The sequence below is a fragment of the Halochromatium sp. genome (genome assembly GCF_046541315.1).
In the GTDB taxonomy this organism is placed as follows: Bacteria; Pseudomonadota; Gammaproteobacteria; order Chromatiales; family Chromatiaceae; genus Lamprobacter.
The window spans coordinates 1-16,857 of the sequence record NZ_JBKHDN010000039.1; the positions used below are offsets into that span (position 1 = coordinate 1).

Genomic DNA, 16,857 nt, shown 5'->3' on the forward strand with positions numbered 1-16,857 from the left:
CGGGTCACGGTTGGCAAACCGTCGATCAGCTCGGACAAGGTGATCGACTTGCCATTGCGCGCGGGCTGACAGATCCGGTTTCTGTTGAGCATTGGCGAGAGGCCGAGATCATATTACTTGCTCATCTGCTTGGTGATGGCAGTTATCTCAGCGGGCAGCCGCTGCGTTATACCACCGCATCCGAAGATAACAGCCAGATTGTGAGTGAGTGCGCCGCACATTTTGGTGTTCAGGTCAATCGGCATCGTGGGCGAGGCGCTTGGCATCAGCTGGTTTTCAGCGGTAACGGGAATCGCTGGCATCCCAGAGGTGTCAATCAATGGCTGCGTGATCTCGGAATATTTGGTCAACGCTCTCATGAAAAACGCATCCCGAGCGGAATCTTCCGTCTTTCACGAGAGCAAATCGCGCTGTTCTTGAAGCATCTATGGGCCACTGATGGCACGATTTCAGTTCGCAAACCTGGGCAACGCGGTAGCCACGGCATCCATTTAAGTACCAATAGCCGAGGTCTTGCCGATGACGTCGCGGCACTGCTTCTGCGTTTAGGGATTGTGGCAAGAATTCAGGCGGTCAATGTCGCTCACTATCGGACGACCTACATGGTATGGGTTAGAGGGGCGATGGCGCAGCGGCTCTTTCTTGATCGTGTTGGTGCATTTGGGCCGCGCTTGGCTGCCGCTGCTGAACTGAAGCCATGTCTTCTTGGTATTATTGAAAATCCTAATGTTGATACGCTTCCGCAGGAGATTTTTCAGCGTGTTAAGGCGTCGATGAGAAAGCATGGTGTTACGCATCGACAAATGGCTAGTCTAAGAGGCACTTCATACGGTGGCTCGGCCCACTTTCAGTTCTCACCATCACGTAAAACCTTGATGAGCTACGCGGAATTGCTCAATGATGCCGAGTTGCGAGTAGAAGCCAATAGCGCCCTGTTTTGGGATACCGTGGTTGCCGTAGAGCCCGATGGCGAAGAGGAGGTTTATGATTTAACGGTTCCTGGTCCGGCTTCCTGGCTGGCTGATGGCATCGTCAGTCATAATTCTGGTGCGATCGAGCAGGATGCAGACCTCATTGTCTTTATTTATCGCGACGAGGTCTATCACGAGGATAGCCCGGACAAAGGGGTTGCCGAGATCATCATCGGCAAGCAGCGTAACGGACCGATCGGCACCGTGAAGCTCGCTTTTTTGGGCCAGTTCACTAAGTTCGAGAATCTGGCCGAGGATCTCTACGGCGACCTGGGGTATCAATGATCGTTGGTCCTATCGCGCATATCGATCTCGGCGCGCTGCGGCATAATCTGGCCGTCTGTCGCGCGGCGGCGCCGAGCAGTCGTCTCTGGGCCGTGATCAAGGCCGATGCCTATGGACATGGCATGGGGCACTGCGCTGCGGCACTGGAAGCCGCCGACGGCTTCGCGGTCGCGCGCGTCCAGGAGGCGCTCGGATTGCGCGCGATTGGCATCGACAAGCCGCTGTTGGTGCTGGAAGGCGCGGCGAGCGAGGCCGAACTCGGCGCGGTGCTGTCCCTGCAGGTCGAGTTGACGGTGCACTCCAGCCGGCAGCTGGATCTGATCCGCACCCAGCTGCGCGCCAATCCGCCACCAAGGCCGCAGCGCATCTGGCTCAAGCTCGATACCGGCATGGGTCGGCTTGGTCTGCAAGACGCCGAAGCCGTGGCACTGATCGAGCGTTTGCGCACGCGGACGTCACCGCTGGAACTGGCCGGCATCATGACCCATCTGGCCAACGCCGATGATCCGACGCATCCAATGACCGCCTCGCAATGCGAGCAGGCGAGGGCGCTTGCCGAGCGTTTCGGTCTGCCATTATCGATCGGCAACTCCGCTGGTATCCTTGCGCATCCCGCCGCGCGCAGCGATTGGGTACGCCCAGGCATCATGCTCTACGGCGGCTCGCCGTTGCTGGGCCAGGCGGCGGCGGCCTTGGATCTGCGCCCGGCGATGACCTTGACGAGTCAACTGATCGCGGTGCGCGAGCTGCCAGCCGGCGCCGCGATCGGCTACGGCAGCACCTATCGCTGCCCGCAGCCGATGCGCGTCGGCGTGGTCGCCATCGGCTACGGTGACGGCTATCCACGGCATGCGCCAACCGGCACGCCGGTCCTGATTCGCGGCCGGCGCGCAGCGCTCCTCGGACGCGTTTCCATGGATATGATCAGCGTCGATCTGCGCCAGATACCGGCGGCCACGGTTGGCGATCCGGTGACGCTCTGGGGGCAGGGGCTGCCGGTGGAGGAGGTCGCCGAGCAGGTAGGCACGATCAATTACGAGCTGTTGTGCCGGATCGCCAACCGGGTGCGGCTGGTCTATGACGAGCAGGCACCGGGGGGACGGCTTTGAGCCCCACGACGAGCAAGAATCGCAGCGTCTACGTCTGCAACAACTGCGGCGCGCAGGCGCCGAAATGGAGCGGTCGTTGCGCCGACTGCGGCGCCTGGAACAGTATCGAGCAGGTGACGCTGCCGCCCAAGGCGGCGCGGCGACCCGGGGCCGACGGTGGTGGCTATGCCGGAGCGGCGGGCCAGGCCGCGCGTGCGGATCGCAGTGCCATCCATCGACTCGCCGAAATCGCGCCCGAACAAGAGGTGCGCACCCCCAGCGGCATCGTCGAACTCGACCGCGTGCTCGGCGGCGGACTGGTGCAAGGCTCGGTGGTGCTGATCGGCGGCGATCCGGGCATCGGCAAATCGACGCTGCTGTTGCAGGCCAGCGCCGCGATCGACGCCAATCCGGCCTTTGCCGCGAGCAAAAGGGCCGCAGTGCTCTATGTGACCGGCGAGGAATCGCCGCAGCAGGTCAGCCTGCGCGCGCGGCGGCTCGGGCTCGAACCGGGCGGGCTGAATCTGCTCGCCGAGACCTGCATCGAGCAGATCCTGGCCACCGCTGCGGCCGAGGCGCCGCGCGTGCTGGTGATCGACTCGATCCAGACCCTGTTCACCGAAGCGCTGACCTCGGCGCCGGGTTCGGTCTCGCAGGTGCGCGAGACTGCGGCCCAGTTGGTGCGCCATGCCAAGCTGACTGAGACCACCGTGTTCCTGGTCGGCCATGTCACCAAGGAGGGCGCCTTGGCCGGGCCGCGCGTGCTCGAGCACATGGTCGACACCGTGCTCTATTTCGAGGGCGAATCCGGCAGTGCCCATCGGCTGGTGCGCGCGGTCAAGAACCGTTTCGGAGCCGTCAACGAGCTGGGCGTCTTCGCCATGACCGACCGCGGGCTGCGCCAAGTTTCGAACCCCTCGGCGATCTTCCTCTCGCGTCACGCCGAGCCAGCGCCGGGCTCGGTGGTACTGGTCACGCGCGAGGGCACGCGGCCGATGCTGGTCGAGGTGCAGGCGTTGGTCGATCAGAGTCCGCTGGCGAATCCGCGTCGGCTTGCAGTGGGCCTGGAACAAAACCGGCTGGCGATGCTGCTGGCGGTGCTGCATCGCCACGGCGGGATCGGCATGTTCGATCAGGACGTCTTCGCCAACGTCGTTGGCGGCGTGCGGGTGAGCGAGACGGCGGCCGATCTCGCGGTGCTGCTGGCGGTCCTCTCGAGCTTTCGCGATCGGGCCTTGCCGGTGGATCTGGCGGTGTTTGGCGAGGTTGGGCTCGCTGGCGAGATCCGTCCGGTGCCGAATGGCCCGGATCGGCTGCGCGAGGCCGCCAAGCACGGCTTCAGGCAGGCGATCGTGCCCAAGGACAACATGCCCAAAGGCGGCGTGGAGGGCCTGAAGATGCTGCCCGTGCTGACCCTGCGCGAGGCGATCGACGCGGTTTGAACGCGCAAGCGCCCGGTTGCAACCGGCGATGCCCTTGGCGAGGCCGGGCGCTGAGCCGAGAGCGGGCATCTATCTCCCCAGAACGCACCAGAACGCATCGCGGCTTGAGCACGGCGATTCGATTTGGTTGGACGAGACACAAGACTCCCTGCCCTGATCCCGGCTTTCCTGATTGCGCATAATGTATATTATGTAAAGTCAAGCGAACCAGCGGCTCCAGCCAGCGACACCAAATCCAAATCCTCCTAATCCAAATCCTCCCAGCCAGGCCAACGCTCCCACAGCCCTCAGCCTTTCAATACACGATCCGGTTGCGCCCTCTCTCCTTCGCCCGATAGAGGTTGCGGTCGGCGACTTCGAGCAGCGCATCGATGGTGCCGCCGCTGTACTCGGCCACGCCGCCGCTGATGGTGACCCGGAGCCCCGGCGTTGACCAGTTCAACGCGCTGATCTCGCCGCGGATGCGCTCGGCGATCTCAAACGCGGCCTTGGCTGTCGCCGACGGCAGGATCACCAGAAACTCCTCGCCCCCGTAACGTCCGCACACGTCCATGGTGCGCACGCACTGCCGTAAGACCTCCGCCGCCCGCGCCAGCACGATGTCGCCAACGGCATGACCGTAGGTGTCGTTGATCGACTTGAACTCGTCCAAGTCGAACAGGATCACCGCCAGCCGATGGCCTTCACGGTCGCATTGGAGCAGTTCCTGGTGCAGCCGCTCGAACAGATAGCGCCGGTTGTAGCTCCGGGTCAGGGCGTCGGTGTTCGCCGCCTGATGCAGACGCTGCTGGATGGATTTCAGCTCGGAGATATCGACCAATGACACGAGGCGGTGCGGCGTGCCCGATAAATGAATCTGGATCACCGAGACCACCGCCCAGTGCGGTCGATCCTCTTGATCGCGTATCTGCATCTCGCGTTGCCCCTCCTCCTCGCTCGGCAAGCCCTCGTCGCGCAACCGCGTCCAGGCCGCGCTCGCGAGTTGACCGTCGGCGCCTTTGCTGAGGCCCAAGTAGCGGATGGCCGCCAGGTTGGCGCGGATGATCAGGGTTTGGGACTGATCGACCAGCAACATCGGAAATGGCGCGACATCGAGGAGGCTGCGCAGGTTCGTCTCGCTCTCGCGGAGACGACGCAGCAACCAGCCGGCCGACAACCATCCCAGGACGATGAGCAAGAGCACCGCGCCGCCGGTCCAGAACAGCTTGCTGCGCACATCGCCGATCAGCGCACTGAGCGACTGAGTATTGGCATAGAAGCTGGCAATGCCGATCAGCTGATGCTTGCGCGGATGGTAGAGCGGCTCTTCGGTGACGAAACAGTTGGCGCAGGTCGCGTCTTCCCCGCGCACGAATGTCAACCGCTCGGCTGGCAAAGACGTGGCATGCGGATCGAACTCCAGCTCCACCCGGTCGGTCAGCGGCGTCCGGGTGCCCTGCTCCTTGAGCAACAGGATGCCATCGAGGCGGGTATCGAGCGCGGTGACCAGGCGCTCCGGCGGCAGCTCGATGGCGAACAGCGACTCAAGACTGCGCGCCTGGGCTTGAGCAAGCGCGTGGGCCCGACTCTCGGCATCGGCCTGCAGGCTCGGCTCGAGCACGAGCAGCCAATAACTGCTGATCAAACCGGTCAGCAGCAGCCCCAGCAGGCCAAAGATCGCCGCTAGATTGCGCTCGAAGGCAAAGGACGGGCGTTCCTCGGCAAAGCGGTGCTCACTCGGCATGATGCGCGACTCTCAAGAAAAAGGCCTTGAAACGCACCCCGGCACGTTGCGCCTGCGCTCGATTGATTGCCGGCAGTATCCGATCGGTGACATGAATGCCAGCGACCGCCCCGGCTTGCACATGACCGGCGAACGGCGAAAACACCAACGCCCCATGCGTCACCGACAGATCCCGCATCAAGGCTGGCTTGAGGTCGACGCTGGCGATGAAGATCCCCCCCAGCGGCGGACCGCGATAGGTCCGCAGCTCCTCGAGCGCCAGCACCTTGACGGTCAGCGGCATGTCCTGAATCTGCTCGATCTCCTCCAGGCCCGTCACCACCTGATCGACAGCGGCATCCGAGCCCTGATAGGCGACCGCCACATGCAGCCGTCCATCGGCGGATTGGCGCTGTTGCAACCCTTCCAAGGCGCTGATCACCGCCGGAAAGATCCGCAGGCCGACGCGCAGACGCTGCTGTTCCTCCGGCCACAGCACCCGGGCCAGCGCCTCGGGACCATAACCCGACAGCGCGCTACAGGCGAGCGCGACCGCCAGCAGACGACAACAACCGGCAACCAGGTTCGGCATGATCAAAACGCGTAGCCGACGGACAGCCACCAATGGCGTCCCGGGCGCGGATAGTCATCGCGATAGATCAGGTCGACCCCGCCGATCCCGGTAGGCTGCTCGGGAAAGCGGATATCGGCATCGGTTAGATTCTTCACCCCGAAGTGCGCAAACAGGCCTTGCTCGGAGGGGGCATAGCTCAGGGTCACATCCGCCAGCGTATAGGCGTCCACGGGCGCGCGCGTATCCGCGGGCTGACGCGCCCGTTCACCCACATAGCGCAGTTGCAGGGCGGCGGTCCAGGCATGGATCGGCTGCCACAACAGGGCCAGATTCGCCAGCAGATCGGTCCCGCCAGGCAGCGGCCGATCCAGCCCCAATTCCAGGCTGTCGACGTAAGAGAGATTGGCATCGAGCTTGAGCGTCGGCAGCAGCCGTTGTTTGTATTCGAGTTCGATTCCGCGCAGGCGCGCATCGGCGCTATTGAGATAGCCGTCATCGTCGTAGCCGAACACGATCGACTCCGAGAGATCGGACTGGAACAGGATCAGCCTGCCCTCCCAGTGCGACTGTTTCAGGATGTAGCCGAATTCATAGGTCGTGATCTCGCCGGCGCGCACCTGCTCGACGCCTTGCGCGGGATAGGTCAGCTCGTAGAAGGTGGGTGGGCGAAACGCCCGCGCGTATTGCAGCTTGAGGATGTGTTCGTCGTTGAGCGGCCAGACGGCGGCCAAGCGTGGACTTACATGCGTGCCGACATCGCTGTAGTCGTCGACGCGCAAGGCGGCGGTGACGTTGAGGCGCGCGCCGAGACGGACTTGATCCTGCACCACCAGACTCAGCACCCGGCGACTGAGATCCTCGTCCAGCCAGGGAAAATCGATGCCGAAGGCCTCGGGCCAGTCCCAGCTCGCCTCGTCGACCTCGACATGGCGCGCCTCGAACCCAACCAGCACCTTATGGCGCGGATGCGGTCGCCAGTGCAGATCGGCGGCGGCGAGGTAGCGCGTCTCGCGGTAATCCTGACTCATGAAGACCGGCTCGTTCTCAAGGAAGTAGCCGGCGGGAGCGACGTAGAGGTCATCGCGGTCACGGTGGTGACGCAAGGCCTCTAAGCGCAGCCGCGTGCGCAGCCGTTCGCTGAGTTGGATGTCACCGCCGAGCCGCAACGACTCATAACCCTGGCGCGAGGCGAGCCGATCATCTTCTGGCGGCAGGAAATGATTGATGCCGAAGGCATCGCCATAATCGTCTTCGAGAAGCTTCACGGCGGCGAAGAAGTCGCCCCAGGCGAGGTCGGCGAACAGCCCGCGATAGCGATGCGACTCGTTACTCTTGCCAGGCGCGTTGGACAGCTCGGGCCGATCGATCCCGTAGAGCGCATCCTCGGCCACCTCAACGCCGGCGTGGCCGTCGAGACCGAGCGCATTGACCGACAGCGAGAGATCGCGCGCGGGATCGCGCCAATACCAGAGGCCACCGCCGCCACGCTCGCCGCTGCCATCCATGGCTTGCACATGCAGTCCGCGTTGCGCTTTGCGGGTGATGACATCGACCACGCCGGCGAAGGCGTACTCGCCATGCACCGAGGCGCCGGGACCGCGAATCACCTCGATGCGTTCGACCTGTTCGATCGGGATGTTCAGGATCGGATTGGCGGTGGCATACAGGGTCGAGTTCATCGACACGCCATCGAGCAGGATCTTGAGGTTGCCCGAGGCGTAGCCGAAACCGACGCCGCGGCTGAGAATCTGCCGCTCGCCGCTCATCTCCATGCCATCGCTGATGCCTGGCACCAGCGTCAAGGCCTCGCCGACGTTGCGCACGCCGCGCACCAGCAGATCATCGCCCGTCAGGATGGTGGCCATGCCCGGCACATAGTCGGCATTCATGCCGCTGCGCGTGGCCAGTTCGGTCTCCTGCTCGATGAGTGCCAACAAATCCCGCAGCGGCGCCTGATCGCCCGCCGCATCCTCCAGCGTCGTTCCGGTCTGCGCCAAGGCGACGCAGACCGGCAGCAACAAGAGCGACAACCCCAGGACGCGAGCACGGGCGGAACGGGTCGTCATGGTCGCAATCGCGAACAACTTCATCGCAAAGAGACGCCAGCCTGCGGCCGTGTGAGTTGCTATGAGGTCTCGGGCAAGGCGAGCGCATGCTTTGGAAATGGCGGAGAGGGTGGGATTCGAACCCACGATAGGCGATTAACCTATACACACTTTCCAGGCGTGCTCCTTAAGCCACTCGGACACCTCTCCGGAATGCAGTCGATGCGAGGTCGCGCGGTCGGACTCGGCAGCCGGTACTTGCATCGCCATGCATCGAGCCGTCAAGCTTAAGCGAAATCCCGCTGCGCTTGCAAATGCCATGGTCCCGTCTCCATCGATGCGCCCGAATCCGAGCCTCCCATCCGGTGCTCCATCCGGCGCCTCCTCGGCGGCACCGTCTCCGCGCCCGCCCCCCGATAGCGCTTCCCCCGCCGGCGCCAGCGATGCTTGCCTCGCCGCGCAAGCCGACCGCCACGCGCTCTACGAACGCGCGGTGCAATGCCCGGAAGCGGAGGTGGATTTCATTCAGCACAGCTTTCGCGATCTGCGCGGGCGCCCTGCCCGCTCGCTCGCCGAGGACTTCTGTGGCACGGCCGCGGTGTGCCGCGAATGGGTCGCGCGGGATGCGCGCCATCGGGCGATCGGGATCGACAATGACCCTGCCGTGCTGCACTGGGCACGCACGCAACGGTTGCCCGCGCTGTCGCCAGAGCAGCGCGCGCGCCTGCGGTTGATCGAAGCGGATGTGCTGGACCTTGGCCCGGCCCCCGCGGCCAAGGCGCGCTGCGAGCCGGTCGACCTGGTGTTGGCGATGAACTTCAGCTGGTGGCTGATCACCGAGCGCGCGGCCTTGCTGGGCTATTTTCGCGGCGTGCGCGAGCGGCTGGTGAGCGATGGCCTGTTCATGCTCGATAGCTATGGCGGCTACGATGCCTTTCGGGTCATCGCCGAGGAGCGCGCCATCGAGGACGACGGTCCGCCCTTCACCTATGTCTGGGACCAGACCGACTACGATCCGATCAGCGGTCGCATGCAGTGCGCGATCCATTTCGCCTTCCCCGACGGCTCGCGCCTGGAACGGGCATTCCGCTATACCTGGCGGCTCTGGACCCTGCCCGAACTGCGCGAACTGCTCGTCGAGGCCGGCTTCCGCGAGCCGCGTATCTACTGGCAAGGCTGGGACGAGCATGGCGAGCCGGACGGGATCTTCAAGCCGGTCACCCGGGCGGAGCCCGATGCCGGCTGGATCTGTTACCTGAGCGCGGAGCCATAGACCCCCATGCCCGAACTGCCCGAGGTCGAGACCTGCCGGCGCGGCCTGGAGCCGCATCTGCTCGGACGCCTGATCGAACGACTCGAGGTCCGCGAGTCCCGCCTACGCTGGCCGATCCCGGTCGATACCGGCGCGCGGGTTGCCGGTCAGCGCATCCTGGCGCTGCGCCGGCGCGGCAAATATCTCTTGTTCGACCTCGAACAGGGCGTATTGATGCTGCATCTGGGCATGTCCGGCAGCCTGCGCGTGCTGCCGGCGACGACCGCGCCGGCAGCCCATGATCACGTCGACCTGTGTCTCGACGCTGGACAGTGCCTGCGCTTTCGCGATCCGCGCCGTTTCGGCATGCTGCAATGGACCGCCGCGCCGGCCGAGGCGCATCCCCTGCTGCGCGATCTGGGGCCGGAACCGCTCGAACCGGCGTTCAGCGGCGCCTATCTTCACCACCGCGCGCAAGGACGACGGGCGCCGATCAAGACCTTCATCATGGACAGCCAGGTGGTCGTCGGCGTCGGCAACATCTACGCCAACGAATCCTTGCATCGCGCGCGCATCCATCCCAACCGCGCCGCCGGGCGCATCAGCCATGTGCGCATGGACGTGCTCGCGGCCGCCATCCGCCAGGTGCTCGCCGACGCCATCGCCCAGGGCGGCACCAGCCTGCGCGACTTCGTCCAAGAGGATGGCCAGCCCGGCTACTTCGCCCAATCGTTGCGCGTCTACGGGCGCGCCGAGCAGCCCTGCCCGAGCTGCGGTGGCCGTATCCGGCAGCGCCGCATCGGCCAGCGCTCGAGCTTCTATTGCGCGACCTGTCAGCATTAGCAAAGGCGGCGCTTATGGCCGCTCGACCGGATTGCCGGACACGACCTAGAAAGCCCAGAGGCCATGAGATGTTCCTGTCCGCGCGTCAAGGCGAATAGGGCGAATGGCGACAAGGCGTTTTTCGTCCATCGCCTAACGCGCCGCGCACCGCAGTGCCAAGCCCGACGCGCGATTCACGATCGATCAGCGTTGGCGAGGGCCGCGTTCGCGGCCCGACGGGCTTGGCGGCCCCTGGCCACGCCCCGCCAAGAACGCGCGCAGCACCTGCTCGGCGGTCTTGGCCAGCAGCGCCTCGACCCGTCGTTCGGCCTCGGCCAGATCGATGGGGCCAGGGCAGAGCGAGAACACGGCATCGAGGCCCAGCCCATGCAGTGCCTCGATGCCCTCGCCGACGCTGCCGCCGATGCCGATGCACGGGATGCCATGGCGGCGCGCACGCGCGGCCACCGCCGCAGGCGCCTTGCCGCAGACGGTCTGCGCATCGATCCGGCCCTCGGCGGTCAACACCAGATCCGCCCCCTCCAGCGCGCGCTCCAGCCCGATCAGATCGAGCACCAGCTCGGCCCCAGGACGCAGCTCGGCCGCGCAGAAGGCGAGGAGGCCGGCCCCCAGACCGCCGGCGGCGCCCGCGCCAGGGACGTCTTCGGCATCGCAGTCGAGATCCTGGCGCAGGCGCTCGGCCAACCGCCGCAGGCCGGCATCCAGGACCGCGACGGCCTCGGGGGTGGCGCCCTTCTGGGGTCCATAGGTCGCGGCGGCACCGGTGGCGCCGGTCAGCGGATTCTCGACATCGCAGATCGCCTCGACCCTCGCTCCTTGCAGGCGCGGATCGACGCCCGTGCCGTCGATCCGCGCGATCCGCGCGAGCGCGGCGCCGACCGGCCGCAGCGGCTGCCCGTGCGCATCGAGGAAGCGATAACCGAGCGCGCTCGCCATGCCGATACCGCCGTCGTTGGTGGCACTGCCGCCGAGCCCGACGATCAGGGTCTCGGCACCGAGCGTCAACGCCGCGCGCATCAGCTCGCCGGTCCCGAGGCTGGTGGTGGCGCGTGGATCGCGCGCGGCGGGCGCGAGCAGCGCAAGCCCGCTGGCGAGCGCCATCTCGATGATCGCGGTGCGCTCGCCTGGCAACCAGGCAAAGGCGGCATCCACCTGGGTAAAGGCCGGGCCGGTCACGCGCAGCGGACGGCGCTCGGCGCCGAGCGAAGCGCAGGCGATCTCGAGCAGCCCATCGCCGCCATCGGCGACCGCTAGCTGCCGGATCTCGGCCTCGGGAGCGGCGCACCACGCGCCCGCAGCGAGCGCGGCGGCGGCCGCGCTTGCAGAGCAACTTCCCTTCAGCGCATTGGGCGCGATGACCAGCGTCAGCGGCGGTCGTGAGGACATGATGGAAACACTCCGGCAACGTAGTCGAGCGAAGCGAGGCGAAAGTCGGGATAATTTGGGGGTCTTGTTTGACTATTTGACCGAGCCGTCCTATGTCCGAGCCCGTCCCCGCCTTTGCCGTTGGCCAACGTTGGCTCTCCGAGACCCAACCCGAGCTTGGCCTCGGCATGGTCGAGGTCGTCGAACATCGCCGCGTCACCCTGCTGTTTCCGGCCACCGGCGAGCGTCGCACCTATGCCGCCGACAATACGCCGCTGTGGCGCGCGCAGCTCGCCGCCGGTGAGCTGCTGCGCGATCTCGAAGGCCGCGACCTGACCGTGGTCGACCTGCTCGAGCACAATGGCTTCGTCACCTATCTGGTGCGCGACACCGCCGGCAACGAACAGCCCCTGCCCGAGACCCGCATCGATCCGCGGCTGCGCCTGAGCCGTCCGCAGCAACGCCTGCGCGCCGGGCGCCTGGACAGCGATACCTGGTTCCGGCTGCGGGTGCAGGCGCTCGAACAGACCGCGCGGTTGGCCACGGCACCGGCGCGCGGACTGCTCGGCGCGCGCATCAGCCCGATCCCGCATCAATTGCACATCGCCGCCGAGGTCGCCGACCGGCATCATCCGCGCGTGCTCCTAGCCGACGAGGTCGGCCTTGGCAAGACCATCGAGGCCGGCTTGATCCTGCATCGACTGGCGTTGGCCGGCCGCGTGCATCGGGTGCTGATCCTGGTGCCCGAAGCGCTCTTGCATCAATGGTTGGTCGAGTTGCTGCGTCGCTTCAATCTGAGCGTCGCGCTCTTCGATCAGGCCCGGGTGCAGGCGCTGGCGGCGCAAGGCAGCAATCCGTTCGACTCCGAGCAACGCATCCTCTGCGGCCTGAACCTGCTGACCGAGGATGTCGCCCTGGCCGATGCCGCGCTGCATGCCGACTGGGATCTGCTGATCTGCGACGAGGCCCATCACCTCGAATGGTCGCCCGAGGCAAGCAGCCCCGGTTATGAGCTGGTCGCCGCCCTCGCCGCCAAGATACCGGCGGTGCTGCTGCTCACCGCGACCCCGGAGCAACTGGGCCGAGCCGGACATTTCGGCCGCTTGCGGCTGCTCGACCCGGAGCGCTTTGGCGACTACCAGGCCTTTCTCGCCGAGGAGGAAGGCTATGCGCCGGTGGCCGAATGGGTCGCCCGTCTGCTCGACGAAACGCCGCTGAGCGCGGACGAACAGGCACGGCTCGACGCGCTGCTCGACGGATCAAGCGCCACCAGCGAGCGTCAGGCGCTCATCGACCAGTTGCTCGACCGCCACGGCACCGGCCGGGTGTTGTTTCGCAATACCCGCGCCGCCATCAGCGGGTTTCCCCAGCGCGAATTGCATCCGGCGCGGCTCGCGTCGAGCGCCGGCGAGGCGGACGCGGCCGCCGACAGCGCGATCGATCCGCTGGATGCGCTCTGGTCGGCGATCGAGGATCCGGATTGGCTCGACAAGGATCCGCGCCTGGATTGGCTGATCGCGCAACTGCGTGAACTCGCACCGGCCAAGCTGCTGCTGATCACCAGTCGCGCCGAGACCGTGCTCGATCTGCGCCGCGCGCTGCTCGCGCGCGCCGGCATCCAGGCCGCCGTCTTCCACGAGGAGATGCCGATCGTCGAGCGCGACCGCGCCGCCGCCTTCTTCGCCGATCCCGAGGATGGCGCCCAGATCCTGCTCTGCTCCGAGATCGGCAGCGAGGGGCGTAACTTCCAGTTCGCCCATCACCTGGTGCTGTTCGATCTGCCCGCCGATCCGGAATTGCTCGAACAGCGCATCGGCCGACTCGATCGCATCGGCCAGAGCGAGACCATCCGCATCCATGTGCCCTATCGCGCCGGCACCCCGGATGAGTGGCTGTTTCGCTGGTATCACGAGGGGCTGGATGCCTTCTCCGCGCACCAGCCAGCGGCGCCGGCGGTGTTCTGGGAACAGCGCGAGGCGCTGCAAGCGCTCCTGGCCGACCCGGCGCCGGAGCCGAGCGCGATCGAGGCGCTGATCGGCGAGGCGCGGACGCTGCGCGCGCGTCTGGATAGCGAGCTCGCCGCCGGCCGCGATCGACTGCTCGAACTCAGCTCGCATCGCCCGGCGCGTGGCGCCGCCCTGGCGCGGGCGCTCGAGGAGGAGGATCGCGATCCCACCATCGAGATCTTCCTGACCGGGCTCTGGGATGCCTTCGGCGTCGAGCGCGAACCCGGCCCCGGCGGCAGCCTCGTCGTGCGGCCCGGCGCCCACATGCTGCAAGAGCATTTCCCGGAGCTGCCAGACGAGGGCATCACCGCGACCTTCAGCCGCCAGCACGCGCTCGCCCATGAGGAACGACGCTTCCTGACCCGCGAGCATCCGCTGACCCGGGCCGCGCTCGAGCTGGTGACCGGCTCGCATCTGGGCACCAGCGCGCTGGTGCTGACCCAGGACAAGCGCTTTCTCGCCAGCGCCTTGCTGCTGGAGGCGGTCTACGTCGCCGAGTGCCCGGCGCCACCGGCCCTGAACGCGCAACGTTTCCTGCCGCCGAGCGCGCGGCGCATGCTGATCGACGAGCAGGGCCAGGAGCGCAGCTCCGAGATCGATGCGGACGCCCTCGGCGGCAAATGTCTGCGCCCGCGCCGCCCGCTCGCGCGCGCGCTCTTGCAAGCGAAGAGCAAGGTGATCGAGGCGATGGTGACCCTGGCCGAACAGGAAGCCGCGCGCGAGACCCAAACCCTGCGCGAGCAGGCGGGCGCGCGGATGCGCGCGCAACTCGATGCCGAGCTGGATCGGCTGCGCGACCTCGCCCGCCGCAACCCGGCGGTGCGCGCCGAGGAGATCGCGGCGCTGGAAGCCGAGCGCGCTGCGCTCGCCGAGACGCTGGCCAACAGCCGCCTGCGCCTCGACGCCCTGCGCTTGATCGCCTTTGCCTGATCCTCGGCATTGCGCAGGATTTCCGTTTGCCTTCAAGGCGTCTCGTCGGGAGCATCGCCGGGCTCCGTGAGCGGCGACGCGACGCAGAAGGCGAGCGAACAGACCAGCAAGGCGGGATGAGCTTTGACGGAAATCGCCTAAGGGGACTGAAAGAAGCGATGCGCGTCGTAGCGCAAGACGGCGCCATCGGCGCCCACCTCTTCAACGAAGAACCCATCACGGCTGAGTTCCCCCTCGCGCAGCTTGTTGCCGTTGAGATAGATGAAGCGCCGCGCTGGGTCAGCGTCATAGACATGCACCGTCATCGAGAATGGCGGCAGTTCGCGCCGCAACCGGCCGCTCAATGGCGCGGGCCGATCGCTCACGGGAGTCGCCGCTCCTCTGCCGGGCTCGGCTCGACTGGAGGCTGGCTTGGCTGTGGGCCGGGACGCTGGCTCGGATATTGGCTCGGATATTGGCTCGGACGCTGGCGTGAGCGCGGGCAACCGCGTGCGCGTGGAGGCGGACTGCGCGCCGGCCTCCTCGCGAAATGAGCGTTTGAATGCCTCGATCTCGGCGATCAGCTCCGGGGGAATCGGCACATGCTCCGGGGCTGGTTGCGTGGCTGGCGCCTTGGCTCGCGCTGGCTCGCGTTGCGCGGACAAGGGGGAGGCATCGGCAGGCGAGGCATCGTCGCCCAGCACCGCGCGGCGCAGCTCCTCGGCCCCTCGCGGTAGCCGCTCGCCAGGTTTGGGCGGCGCCGGGACAGCCAGCACCTGCGGCGCGGGATCGCGTTCGACATCGCGCTCCACCTCGGCCTCCACCTCGGCCGTCTCCGCCCCCGTCACCTCCTGTGCATCTGCACCCGCATCCGCCATCGACAGGACGACGCGTTTGGGATGATCGATGGCGCTGGCAACGGCGGCGACCAGTTCCTCGCCTTTGCCCGGTGCGGATTCGGGCGCGGATTCGGTCTCGGATTCGGCCGCGGATTTGGGCTCGGTTTCGGGGTTGTCGCTGTTGACGGAGGCGACCGAATCCTCGGCCTCGGGTGCCGCCGGCATGCCGCCCGTGCTCTGGGCGCTCGACGTCCCTTCGCCGCGCGCCATGCCCGCTCCGGCTCCAGGCGCGTCCGCGGCCGGAGGCCGGAATGAGGCATAGACCGCGAGGACTGCGGCGAGTGCAGCCAACGCAAAGGTCGCGATGATCCAGCGCTGCATGCGCGTCTGTTCGCGGGGCTCGTCGAACACCGACGCTTGCAGGCGCGGAACCTGCCCCAGCTCGCGCTCCCGCTGCGATTTCTTCAGTGCTTCCAGGATGTACGACATAAGACCTTCGCGAGCGGCAATCCGCTAGGGCGTCCGGGACTGGCTCAAACGCGGGATCTCGCTATCGGCGAGGGCGTTATTCAATAGCATCAGGGTGCGCGGCCCGGCGATACCATCGACCTCCAAGCCGCGAGCGCGTTGGAACGCCTCCACCGCAGCCTGCAAGTCGGCGTCATAGCGGGGACTGTCGAGGTCGGTCAGCGTGGCGTCGGGCACCGCCGCGAGCCGCTGTCGCAACCAGGACACCGTCGCCCCGGTCGTGCTGGGGCCGATCAGACGCGTCCCCGAAGGCGGCGGGCGCCAGAGCATGAGCACATCGCCGGACCAGCGCTCATCCAGGCTCGCGATCGCCACCCGCCGCTGCCGATCGCCACGCGTCAACACCGCGTACTCATCATCGATGCCGGTGATCAGCGCATGGCGCGGTTGCCCATCGATCATCAGTTCCAGCACGGCCGGGCGATCGAACAGGCGCAGGTCGCTCCAGCGCTCGTTCGAGCGCTCACAGTCGAGCCCCAGCTCGGTGACCGCAGCACAGTCGGCGGCGGCGTCCGGCGCATGGCCCCAGGGTTGCAGCAGGGCCGGAAGCGACTCGTGTTCCTCCAGCAACAGCTCGGAGAGGTCGCCGAGCGCGGCCTCGGGCACCTGCGGGGCAATCCGCGCGAGCGCGATGCGGGGGATGACCGCCTCCGGCGCTTCAGGCGCATCCGACACATCCGCCACCCCGGGCGCGGCCGGCATGAGCGCGGCGGCTTGCTCGCTGTCCGCACGGGCGCTCGCCACCACCCGCTCGCGGTCGATGTTCGCGCCGGGCCTCGCGGGGTTGGTTGTCTCCTTGATCGCAGGATTGTTCGCGGCCTGAGTCGCGGGGTTGGTGGTTGCGTTGATCGCAGCGGCGCGATCCTCTGCCATGAGCTTGCCGGCAACCACGGCTTCGTTGCGGGCGGCTGTTGCCTCGTCGGCCTTGGTCGCACCGGGCGCCTCAGCCGCGCCGGCGGTCGCATCGATCGCAGCGGCTGCCTCGGCGGTCGCCCCAGTCGCCTTCAT

At 66.7% G+C, this 16,857-nt stretch carries 12 protein-coding genes and 1 tRNA gene; 6 read left to right on the plus strand and 7 right to left on the minus strand.

Annotated elements, in window-relative coordinates; translation table 11 throughout:
- From ACLFQI_RS04495 to radA, 3 genes are all read left to right on the plus strand, one after another.
- Positions 1-1,256 (plus strand): LAGLIDADG family homing endonuclease (locus ACLFQI_RS04495; protein WP_410757683.1); only part of this gene is annotated, 1,256 nt, incomplete at its 5' end.
- Complete coding sequence (gene alr, locus ACLFQI_RS04500) at positions 1,253-2,365, plus strand: alanine racemase (RefSeq protein ID WP_410757684.1); 1,113 nt, start codon at positions 1,253-1,255, stop codon at positions 2,363-2,365. The genes ACLFQI_RS04495 and alr, both read left to right, overlap by 4 nt.
- Complete coding sequence (gene radA, locus ACLFQI_RS04505) at positions 2,362-3,786, plus strand: DNA repair protein RadA (protein ID WP_410757685.1); 1,425 nt, start codon at positions 2,362-2,364, stop codon at positions 3,784-3,786. Before alr ends, radA begins: the two co-directional genes overlap by 4 nt.
- A 295-nt stretch (positions 3,787-4,081) precedes the next feature.
- On the opposite strand, the gene ACLFQI_RS04510 is transcribed toward radA, so the two are convergent.
- From ACLFQI_RS04510 to ACLFQI_RS04525, 4 genes are all read right to left on the minus strand, one after another.
- Positions 4,082-5,509: a GGDEF domain-containing protein gene (locus ACLFQI_RS04510; protein ID WP_410757686.1), complete on the minus strand. Its 1,428-nt coding sequence runs from the start codon at positions 5,507-5,509 to the stop codon at positions 4,082-4,084.
- Positions 5,499-6,080, minus strand: coding sequence for a hypothetical protein (locus ACLFQI_RS04515; RefSeq protein ID WP_410757687.1), 582 nt, complete (start codon positions 6,078-6,080; stop codon positions 5,499-5,501). The genes ACLFQI_RS04510 and ACLFQI_RS04515 overlap by 11 nt, the downstream gene beginning before the upstream one ends.
- Positions 6,081-6,082: 2 nt before the next feature.
- Positions 6,083-8,128, minus strand: a complete 2,046-nt coding sequence (locus tag ACLFQI_RS04520) for a TonB-dependent receptor plug domain-containing protein (protein ID WP_410757688.1) — start codon at positions 8,126-8,128, stop codon at positions 6,083-6,085.
- Positions 8,129-8,226: 98 nt separating this feature from the next.
- Positions 8,227-8,317 (minus strand) — tRNA-Ser (locus ACLFQI_RS04525).
- 109 nt (positions 8,318-8,426) lie between these two features.
- On the opposite strand from ACLFQI_RS04525, the gene ACLFQI_RS04530 reads away from it, so the two are divergent.
- Together ACLFQI_RS04530 and mutM are read left to right on the plus strand one after the other, a co-directional pair.
- Positions 8,427-9,380 carry a class I SAM-dependent methyltransferase gene (locus ACLFQI_RS04530; protein ID WP_410757689.1) on the plus strand — a complete coding sequence of 318 codons (954 nt, stop codon included), beginning with the start codon at positions 8,427-8,429 and terminating at the stop codon, positions 9,378-9,380.
- A 6-nt stretch (positions 9,381-9,386) separates the two neighbouring features.
- Positions 9,387-10,202, plus strand: a complete 816-nt coding sequence (gene mutM, locus ACLFQI_RS04535) for a bifunctional DNA-formamidopyrimidine glycosylase/DNA-(apurinic or apyrimidinic site) lyase (RefSeq protein ID WP_410757690.1) — start codon at positions 9,387-9,389, stop codon at positions 10,200-10,202.
- Between the two features lie 183 nt (positions 10,203-10,385).
- On the opposite strand, the gene ACLFQI_RS04540 is transcribed toward mutM, so the two are convergent.
- The gene (locus ACLFQI_RS04540) at positions 10,386-11,588 is read right to left on the minus strand and encodes a glycerate kinase (RefSeq protein ID WP_410757691.1); all 1,203 of its coding nucleotides are present in this window, start codon (positions 11,586-11,588) and stop codon (positions 10,386-10,388) included.
- 92 nt (positions 11,589-11,680) lie between these two features.
- Between ACLFQI_RS04540 and rapA the strand changes: the two genes are divergently transcribed.
- Positions 11,681-14,503 carry an RNA polymerase-associated protein RapA gene (rapA, locus tag ACLFQI_RS04545; RefSeq protein WP_410757692.1) on the plus strand — a complete coding sequence of 941 codons (2,823 nt, stop codon included), beginning with the start codon at positions 11,681-11,683 and terminating at the stop codon, positions 14,501-14,503.
- 137 nt (positions 14,504-14,640) lie between these two features.
- Here the strand turns inward: rapA and ACLFQI_RS04550 are convergent, their stop codons facing one another.
- On the minus strand, positions 14,641-15,810 hold the full coding sequence (locus ACLFQI_RS04550) for a general secretion pathway protein GspB (protein ID WP_410757693.1): 1,170 nt from the start codon (positions 15,808-15,810) through the stop codon (positions 14,641-14,643).
- Positions 15,811-15,834: 24 nt separating this feature from the next.
- Positions 15,835-16,857: peptidoglycan-binding protein (locus ACLFQI_RS04555; RefSeq protein ID WP_410757694.1), on the minus strand; the 1,023-nt coding region annotated here is incomplete at its 5' end.